The organism is Albidovulum sediminicola, assembly GCF_025751575.1.
Classification (GTDB): Bacteria; Pseudomonadota; Alphaproteobacteria; order Rhodobacterales; family Rhodobacteraceae; genus Albidovulum; species Albidovulum sediminicola.
Genome location: NZ_JAOWLA010000018.1, coordinates 88,829 through 97,297, shown reverse-complemented (window position 1 = coordinate 97,297; position 8,469 = coordinate 88,829). Strand labels below are relative to the sequence as shown.

10 protein-coding genes are annotated in these 8,469 nt (G+C 66.6%); 3 read left to right on the top strand and 7 right to left on the bottom strand.

The annotated features are described in order from the left end of the window. Positions 1-203: 203 nt before the first annotated feature. Positions 204-1,016, bottom strand: coding sequence for a class I SAM-dependent methyltransferase (locus OE647_RS16985; RefSeq protein ID WP_263722953.1), 813 nt, complete (start codon positions 1,014-1,016; stop codon positions 204-206). 123 nt (positions 1,017-1,139) lie between these two features. On the opposite strand from OE647_RS16985, the gene OE647_RS16980 reads away from it, so the two are divergent. Beyond that, positions 1,140-1,832, top strand: coding sequence for a winged helix-turn-helix transcriptional regulator (locus OE647_RS16980; protein WP_263722952.1), 693 nt, complete (start codon positions 1,140-1,142; stop codon positions 1,830-1,832). A 59-nt stretch (positions 1,833-1,891) separates the two neighbouring features. Here the strand turns inward: OE647_RS16980 and OE647_RS16975 are convergent, their stop codons facing one another. Beyond that, the gene (locus tag OE647_RS16975) at positions 1,892-2,746 is read right to left on the bottom strand and encodes a LysR family transcriptional regulator (protein WP_263722951.1); all 855 of its coding nucleotides are present in this window, start codon (positions 2,744-2,746) and stop codon (positions 1,892-1,894) included. Between the two features lie 119 nt (positions 2,747-2,865). Here OE647_RS16975 and OE647_RS16970 point away from each other — a divergent pair, with 119 nt between their 5' ends. Then, positions 2,866-3,282, top strand: a complete 417-nt coding sequence (locus tag OE647_RS16970) for an ester cyclase (protein WP_263722950.1) — start codon at positions 2,866-2,868, stop codon at positions 3,280-3,282. Between the two features lie 79 nt (positions 3,283-3,361). Here the strand turns inward: OE647_RS16970 and OE647_RS16965 are convergent, their stop codons facing one another. The 3 genes from OE647_RS16965 to OE647_RS16955 are packed head-to-tail and all read right to left on the bottom strand — an operon-like array spanning position 3,362 to position 4,773. Beyond that, the gene (locus OE647_RS16965) at positions 3,362-3,898 is read right to left on the bottom strand and encodes an NAD-binding protein (protein ID WP_263722949.1); all 537 of its coding nucleotides are present in this window, start codon (positions 3,896-3,898) and stop codon (positions 3,362-3,364) included. 47 nt (positions 3,899-3,945) lie between these two features. Further along, on the bottom strand, positions 3,946-4,287 hold the full coding sequence (locus OE647_RS16960; RefSeq protein ID WP_263722948.1) for an NAD(P)-binding domain-containing protein: 342 nt from the start codon (positions 4,285-4,287) through the stop codon (positions 3,946-3,948). Between the two features lie 48 nt (positions 4,288-4,335). Next, the gene (locus OE647_RS16955; RefSeq protein ID WP_412174971.1) at positions 4,336-4,773 is read right to left on the bottom strand and encodes an acyl-CoA thioesterase; all 438 of its coding nucleotides are present in this window, start codon (positions 4,771-4,773) and stop codon (positions 4,336-4,338) included. Positions 4,774-5,106: 333 nt separating this feature from the next. Between OE647_RS16955 and OE647_RS16950 the strand changes: the two genes are divergently transcribed. Further along, on the top strand, positions 5,107-5,259 hold the full coding sequence (locus OE647_RS16950) for a hypothetical protein (RefSeq protein WP_263722947.1): 153 nt from the start codon (positions 5,107-5,109) through the stop codon (positions 5,257-5,259). Between the two features lie 164 nt (positions 5,260-5,423). Here the strand turns inward: OE647_RS16950 and OE647_RS16945 are convergent, their stop codons facing one another. Both OE647_RS16945 and OE647_RS16940 read right to left on the bottom strand, forming a co-directional pair. Beyond that, positions 5,424-6,728, bottom strand: a complete 1,305-nt coding sequence (locus OE647_RS16945; RefSeq protein ID WP_263722946.1) for an HlyD family type I secretion periplasmic adaptor subunit — start codon at positions 6,726-6,728, stop codon at positions 5,424-5,426. Then, positions 6,725-8,449, bottom strand: a complete 1,725-nt coding sequence (locus OE647_RS16940) for a type I secretion system permease/ATPase (protein ID WP_263722945.1) — start codon at positions 8,447-8,449, stop codon at positions 6,725-6,727. Before OE647_RS16940 ends, OE647_RS16945 begins: the two co-directional genes overlap by 4 nt. Positions 8,450-8,469: the final 20 nt, after the last annotated feature.

Below are 8,469 nucleotides of genomic sequence, written 5' to 3'. Positions count from 1 at the left end.
GTCCTCGATCTGGGCCTGAGTTCTAAGCGCGAAGGGCCCCCGGCATCGGGCTGAAGATCGCCCCGCCACAGACCGAACGGACCAAAGATCGACCCCGCCCAGACCGTTCGGTCCGCAGGCTCGGCGGGCGTCCCCCCGGCCTCAGCGCTTCGGGCCGTCCACAAGGCGCCGAAGATCAGGACGGGCGTCAGGACGGGGCGGTTTCAGCGCCGCACGCCCCGGACCACGAGCGCGGTCCGGGGAATGACCAGGCCGAGGCCGGTTGCAAACGGGCGGTGAAGCTCCGCGAAAGCGGCTCTGAAGGCCTCCCGCCGCTCTGGCGGCAAGGCGGCGTGGGTCGCCGCGACGGGGCCGAAGCCGTTCAGGTATTCCTGCCAGACCGTCGGGACATCCGGGGCATAGAGCGTCGTCACCTGTTCGCGGATCTCGATCTCGAAACGCGCGCCGACGACCTGCCGCAGCCAGTCCTCGCGCCCCCAGTCGAAGGGCGAGGGGGAGGCCGGGGTGGAGGGCGGCGGCGCGTCGGACCACGCCCCGAGCAAGGCGAAGAAATCCGCGATGTAGCCTCCGGCCCGGTCGGCCCATGTCGCGAGCGCCAGGCGCCCCCCGGGGCGCAGCACGCGCGCCATCTCGGCCACGGCCGTCGAGGGCGCGTCCGAGAAGATGACGCCATAGGTCGAAATCACGCCATCGAACTGCGCATCGGGGAACGGCAGCGCCTCGGCCGCCGCGGGGCGGAAGACGGGGCGCGGATCGAGCCTGGCCGAAAGCCTTTCAGCCGCTTGAAGCATTCCGGGCGCGATGTCGACGCCGGTCACCTCGGCCCCGCGCCAGGCCGCGAGGCGCGCGGCCCAGCCCGTGCCCGTGCCGATGTCGAGGACCCGCTCGCCGGGGCGTGGCCAAAGGGCCTGAACCGTGTGCGCGATGGTATCGGAAAGGCCGAACGAGATCCCGTCATAGGGTTCGCCCGGGGCGCCCCACATCCGTGCTGCGGGGCTGAGTGTGTCGAGGGTCATCATGGTCTCTCCTCCCTGGCCTGGACCCAAGGTTGCCAGTCGGGCCGGCCGGCGGATACTCCACGATCTGGAGTATTCAGGCCGGGGCGTCCGGTGTACCCTGCGTTCCGAGGGGAGGGCGCCATGAAAGGGTATGGGCAATTCTGCCCCATCGCCAAGGCTGCGGAAATCTTCTGCGAGCGCTGGACCGCGCTGGTCATTCGCAACCTCGGCGCCGGTGCGGAAAGGTTCAATGACATCCATCGCGGCGTCCCTCACATGTCCGCCACATTGCTCACGCGGCGACTGCGGCAGCTGGAGGCCGAAGGCCTCGTCCAGCGCCGGCGAAGCCCGACGGGGAGGAGCTGGACCTATCACCTGACGGAGGCCGGGGCGGAGTTCCTGCCGCTCGTCGGCGCACTCGGGATCTGGGGGCAGCGCTGGACCCGGCGTGAGCTTACGGAGGGGGAACTTGATCTGGGCCTCCTGATCTGGGGCCTTGAACACTCCGTCGATCCCCTGGCCTTTGGGTCGAAGCGCCATGTGCTGCGTCTTTCGGTGTCCGACCAGCCGGAGCACAAGCGCCGCTACTGGTTCGTCTGCGAAGAGGGTGGCCTTGACCTCTGCGTGTCCGATCCCGGCGGGGCAACCGACCTGTTTCTGGATGCCACGCTGGAGACGCTGATCAGGATCTATCGCGGCGATGTCGCGCTTGAGGCCGCGATCGCGGACGGGCGCCTTCAGGCCGATGGCGCGCCGCGCCACCTGCGCCGTCTTCGCCAGTGGTTCAACGCCGACGCCATGACCAAGACCCCGCCGGCCAGGTCCGCCGGGTGAGCTCACGCCAGGCCTTGAGGACCTGGCGCGGGGCAACGCGCGGGCCGCCACCGAAATGGCTACGGCACAGTCTTCCCCGCTGCGCGGGCGGCGGCGTCCTTGAGGAAATCCAGGGTGGCGAGCACCCGTGGCGCGCGCCGCATGTCGACATGGGCGATCGCCCAAACCTCGGCCAGGGCGAGGCCAAATCCGGGGATCCGCTCAAGGCTGGGGTCGGGTTCGCCAACAAAACAATCGATGAAACCGATGCCCAGGCCAAGCTTCACCAGTTCGGTGATGCGTGCCTCGGTGTTGGCGCGCGCGACAATCCTGCCTTGCGGAACCTTCGCGACAAGGCTGTCATTGTAGGCGGCATGTTCGGGTCGGTCGGGCAGCCCGATCAGGGGAAGGTGACCTGCCCAGTTCATCCCGCGCCGCTGGTAGAAACCGGTGGGAAAGGATCCCAGTGAGCGCGCGACCAGTTCGGGTTTGACCGGCTTCACGGATCGCACCGCGATATCGGCGTCCCCTTCGGTCAGCTCGAACAACCGCAAGTCGGACTCCAGGGTTACTTCTATTCCCGGATGCCGCCGCAGGAACTCGGGCAGAGCAGGCACGACGATCGCATCAAGAAAGTTGTCCAGTGCCGTGATCCGCACGGAACCTTCCACGCGGTTGTCCAGCCCCTTGATCTGCCGGTGCATCGCATTGGCCTGCAACTCCATTTCCTCTGCGCAGGCCACCACGCGCAGCGCGGCGGGTGTCGACTGGTAGCCGCCGCCTATGCGGTCAAAAAGCTTGGCTTCCAGGCTTCTCTCCAGCGCGAGGATGCGGCGGCCCACGGTGCTGGTGTTCACATGCAGAAGCTTCCCGGCCCGCACCAGGGTACCCGCCCGATGCAATGCCAGCACGTATTTCAGATCATCCCAATCCATGATTGCATAATTGCAAAACTGCTTCGCAAAGATAGGACTATTTTGCACTGACGCAAAGATTTACCCCTTTATTCAGAGGTGCCAGCGGGTATCTCGACGACTGAAAAGGGGAGATCGACATGACCAAAGCTGCAATCGACGTGGTCACGCAGTTCTACGAAACCGTCTTTCAGACCGGGGATATCTCAGCCACCGAACACTTCATGTCGGAGGATTTCCTCGATCATGCGCCCTGGCCCGGGCATCCGGCAACGCGCGAGGGGTTCCGGGCGGGAACGGCGGAGATGAAGGTCGCTTTTCCCGACTTGGCGATCAAGCCGCTGAGGGTTTTCGAGGAAGATGGCAAGGTCGCGGCCGTCGTCCGCATCAGCGGCACGCATCACGGCGAATTCCTTGGCGAAAGCCCGACTGGCCGCGCGTTCGAGGTCGATGGGGTCGATATCCTGCGGGTCGAGGACGGCAAGCTGCGTGAACACTGGGGCGTCATCGACAGCGGCCAGATGCTGGCCCAACTCAGACTGTCGCCAAGCGTTTGAACGCCGCGCGGACGGTAAGGCGTCGCCCGGCAGCATCCACCTTTTCGCCTCCTCAACCTCAGGCGCCGACGCGCCGCGACTATCGCGGTGCGTCCCCGTCTTCGTAGTAGGCATTGCGCAGGATCGCCGCCGGGTCGTGGTCCATGAGGCCCGCCTTCTCGATCGCGTCTCTGCGGTGGGCGAAGACGTCCAGTATCGGGGAGGTGAGGCCGAAGGACTTCAGGACATGCCGGGCGACATCGTTGTCCTTGAAGACCGCGCTGACGGCAAACCCCACCGTGTCGTCCTCGCCGAGGATCTTCGGGATCCGCGCCGCAATGACCGGCTGGCCGGCCGGCCCGCCCGACAGGATGCGCAGCGCGTTCTCCAGCGAAAGTCCGGCCCGTTTCGCCAGCGGCAGCAGGTCGGCCAGCCCGGCCATGTAAGCCTGCATCATCCCGTTGTTGATCACCTTCATCACCAACCCCGTCCCGTTGGGCCCGACGTGGAAGATCCGCCCCGAGGTCGCCGAGAGACTCGCGCGCGCCCGCGCCGCCTCCGCGTCTTCGCCACCGATGAAGACCCCGCAATTCCCGGCGAGGACCATCTCTGGCCCGCCCGAGATCGGCGCGTCCACGGCACTCCCCCTGCGGCCCTGATCGCCCCGAGGCGCGAGAGGAGAACCTAGGGCGTCACCGTGCTGGTGTCGATGATCTGCTTGCCCGCGAGGGTCATCGTGGTGAGTTCGTCAAGCACTTCGCCGACCGCGACGTCGTCGAGCAGGCTCAGGATCAACGTGTCGCTCCGGCTGACGAGCGTGCCGAGATCCGGAGCGCACGCCACGCCCTCGACCGTCCGCCCGCTTCGGGTCCATCCCAGGACGGCCCTGCCCTGCGCCGTCAAACGCTGGGCAATCGCGGCACCCATCCTGCCCAGACCGATCACCCCGATAGTTTCCATGCGCCCGCCCTCCCCTTCACGATCAGAATGCCCGCACCGCAGCCGCAAGGAAAGCAGCGCGAACACCCTGCCCCGGCGGGACGCCGTGTCGCCGACCGCTTGGGACGAAGACCGTCAGCTGTCCTCAAAGACCGGCCGTGGCACTCCATTTTCGTCCAGGGCCACGAATACGAAATCAGCGTCTGTCACCTTCTCGGCTTTCTCGGAAAACCTCCGGCGCGCCCAGGCATCCACATGGATGCGCATGGAGGTGCGGCCCACCTTGCGCAACGTCGCGTAAAGCGTCACCTCATCGCCGACCTTGACCGGGCGGAGGAACTGCATCGCCTCCACGGACACCGTGGCGCTGCGCCCCTGGGAGACGCGACCGGCCATGTTGCCGGCGGCAAGATCCATCTGCGACATCAGCCATCCGCCAAAGATGTCTCCCGCCGGGTTGGTGTCCGCGGGCATGGCGATGGTTCGGATGACGAGCACACCCTCTTCCTGTTGCCGGCCGTGAGATCCGCGTTGCTGCCCGCGCGCCAGCGTCCGTTCCGTGTCATCGCTCATCATGGTTTTCCCGGTTAGACCGCGAGAGCCGCGGAGTGGCTTCGTCTCGGTCAAGCTTAAAGCCTGGGATCGCGCGGCAAAACATAGCAACTGCATGTTCGTGCGACAGAACCATCTGCCCGGGCCGCCTTCGTGCGGCGCGCGAAGCGGCAGCGCTTTCAGACCCCGGTGCGGCTCCGTGCAACCAATTTCGTTCGGGATCAGGAGTAGCCTTCGCGTGCCAGCAGAACCTCGACATGTGATCCGCTTGAAACAAGCAGAGGTTCCGGTGAAGCTGAATGCAAACGGTTGCATCGCCTCTGCCCTTGCACCGCCCGACCAAGGAGAACGGATATGACAGCCCAACGCCGCAAGGCGCCGCGCCTTTCCTTTGATCTGCCTGAGGTCTCCCATCTGAACGTCTTGGCCGGTCCCCGGCGGGTCTGGCGAACCCGTACCGATCCCGCCCATGCCTGGATGCTGTCTCGGGCCGACAGCGGCTTGTAGGCGGCGCGCAGGCGTCGGCTCGGGCGGGCGACAGGATCTGGCTGGCAGACAGCGGCGTTCGGGACCAAACAGCGCGGTTGTTCCATCCTTTGTCTTGGCGATCTTCGAACCCTGGGGGCAACCACGGGCGATCATCACCGACAAGCTGCAGCCCCCCGGTGCCCTTACCCCTCCCGCATTGCCCTCATGAAGTAGTCGGTGAAGGGCTTGACCAGGTAGCTCATCGGGGTGCGGTCTGCGGTCCTGAGAAAGACCTCGACCGGCATGCCCGGCAGGATCGCGAGCCCGCCCCGTTGGGGCTCTGCCGGATCGCTAAGCTCCACCACGGCCTCGTAGAAGGAGGCCCCGGTCTGCGGGTCGCGAAGGGCGTCGGCCGAGAGGCGCCGGACGGTGCCTTCGAAGACGGGTGTCGTCCGCTGCTCAAAGGCGGTGAAGCGCAGGCTCGCGGTCTGGCCGGGATAGACCTGATCGATGTGAACCGGGTCGATGCGCGCCAAAACCTGGATCGGACGGTCGGTCGGGACGATATACATCATCGCCTCGGCCGGTTTGACCACCGATCTCTCGGCCAGGACGACCGAGCCGAAGACCGTCCCGCCAACGGGTGCGCGCACCTCCATCCGGGCCAGTTTTTCCAGCGCCACCAAACGGCGTTCCGCCAGTTCAATCTCGCCAAAGCGCAGGTCGCGCAGTTGGGTGATGGCATCCTCGCGGCGCTGGTTTGCAAGCTTCAGCTTCTCGATGTCCAGCGCGGCGATCCTGGCGCCCGCCTCCCCGATCGCGGCCTGCAGGCGGCCGGCCTCTCCCTTGGCCTCTGCCTCGGCGCGGCGAAGGGCGCTGAGACGCGCCACCGGGACCAGGCCCTTTCGATAGAGTGACGATTGGCCGACAAGCTCCTCCTCCACAAGCGCAAGCTGGGTCTGCATGGCGTCGAGCTGCGATTGAAGCCCGTCCACCTGACGCTCCACCTGGATCTGCTGTTCGCCGATCTGTTCGGTTTCCCGTGCAAGCGCGTCTGCACGGGCCTGAAAGAGCGCCACCTGGCCCTCGATCTGGCCCTGCACCCAGGCAGGATCGAGCTGCGCGAAGCTGTCCGGCAGATCGATGGAAAGCGTCTCGTGCCCGTCGCGCTCCGCTTCGAACCGCGCTTGGCGGGCATGGATCTCCAGAAGCTGCCGGTCGATGATTTCCAGTTCCGATCTCAGGAAGGTATCGTCGAGGCGGACCAGCAGGTCGCCAGCCGCAACGTGGTCGCCGTCCCGCGCGAGGATCGCGCTGACGACGCCGCCTTCGGGATGCTGCACAACCTGGCGGTCGGTCTCCACCTTGACCGTTCCCGCCGCGATGACCGCGCCGGCGATTTGCGTCCCGACGGCCCAGGCGCCGACACCACCGACAAGGACCGCGATCGCCAGAAAGCCGAGCGCGATGGGCAGGCGGGCGCTCCAGCGTGTGCGCTCCCTGCTCACGTCCGCCCGCCTTTCCGGATCGCCTGATGCACGTTCTGGGCATTGTGCATCATCGACCTGATGATCTCGTCCCGCGGCCCATAGCCCGCGACGCGGCCTTTTTCGAGGACCAGAAGCTGGTCGCATTGCGAGATGGCGCTTGGCCTGTGGGTCATGACGATCACCGACTTCTGCGCCGCCTTCATCTCGGCCACCGCCCGGTTCAGCGCTTCGGAGCCGTCCGCGTCCAGCGCCGAGTTCGGCTCGTCGAGAACGAGGACGATCGGATTGCCATAAAGCGCGCGCGCCAAGGCCACGCGTTGCTTCTGTCCCCCCGAGAGTTGCGTATCGGAGGGGCCGATCAGGGTGTCATAGCCCTTGGGAAGCTCAAGGATCACGTCATGGACCCGCGCCCGTTGCGCCGCGGCCACGACCTGCCGGGGGTCGGGGGTCAGGCTCATGCGGGCGATGTTCTCGGCCACCGTTCCATCGAAGAACTGGATCTCCTGCGGCAGGTAGCCGATAAGCGCGCCGATCCGCGCGGGGCCGTATTGTTCAACCGTCGCGCCGCCGAGCCGCACCTCGCCCGCACTGGGCGTCACGAGGCCGAGCACGACCCGCGCAAGGGTGGTCTTGCCAGAGCCGCTTTTCCCGATGATGCCGAGCGCCTCGCCCGGTGGGAGATAGAAGGTGATGCCCCGAAGGATCGGCTTGTCCTGCGCCGACAGGACCAGGGAGATGTCGCGGACATTGATCGCGGCGGCCGGTTCCGGCAGCCGCAGGGGCGCGGGCCGGTCCTCACAGGTGTCGAGCAGGCGCTTGAGGTTCTGCCAGCTCGTCCACGCGCGCTGCACGACCGGCCATTGCGGCAAGCCCTGCTCGATCGGGGCCAGGGCGCGGCCGAGCAGGATCGATCCGGCGATCATGGCGCCCGCCGTCATCTCGTGCCGCAGCACCAGCCAGGCCCCGAGCGCCAGGATGGCAGACTGCAGCAGAAGCCGGAAACCGCGCGTGAAGGCGCTGAAGGACCCGGTCCAGTCATGCGCGGCAACAGCGCCGGCAAGCCCCTCGTCCTCGATCCGCTCCCAACGCTGGCGAAGCGCGCCCCCCATTCCCTGGGCCCAGGCGAAGGGGCTCGCGTCATGCACACGTTTCGCAAAGCCGGAGGCGCCGAAGGCAAGGCTCTGCGCCCTGGCGATCTTGCGCGTGGTGAGCATCTGGTTCAGGACCGCCGTCACCACCAGCACCGAACCGCCAGCGATGGCGAGCCAACCGAGCATCGGGTGAAAGACGAAGATCGCCGCGAGGAACAGCGGGGTCCAGGGAAGATCGAACAGCGCCAGCAGGACGGGCGATGAGAAGAACGTCCGAATGGCCTCGACATCGGCCAGCGAAACCTGCCGGCTCAGCCGCCCGCCCCGCGTCGCCCGGTCTTCAAGGATGGCATCGAACACGCGCGGCCCAAGCTCCGATTGGAGCCGGGCCCCCACCCGCGCCACCAGCCGCCCCCGGGAAAACTCCAGAACCGCGTAAAGCGTGAAGAGCAGGACAACCAGCGCAAACAGCGCCACGAGTGTTTCCTCGGACCGCGACCCCAGGACCCGGTCATAGACCTGCAACATGAAGAGCGGGCCCGTCAGAAGCAGCAGGTTCGTGAACAGGCTGAAGAAGAACGCGAGGCGCAGAAGCCTGCGACCCCGGCCCGGAAGATCCAAAACCGTCTTGGAGCTTGGCTTACTCATCTGAACCAGGTTCGCTCGTT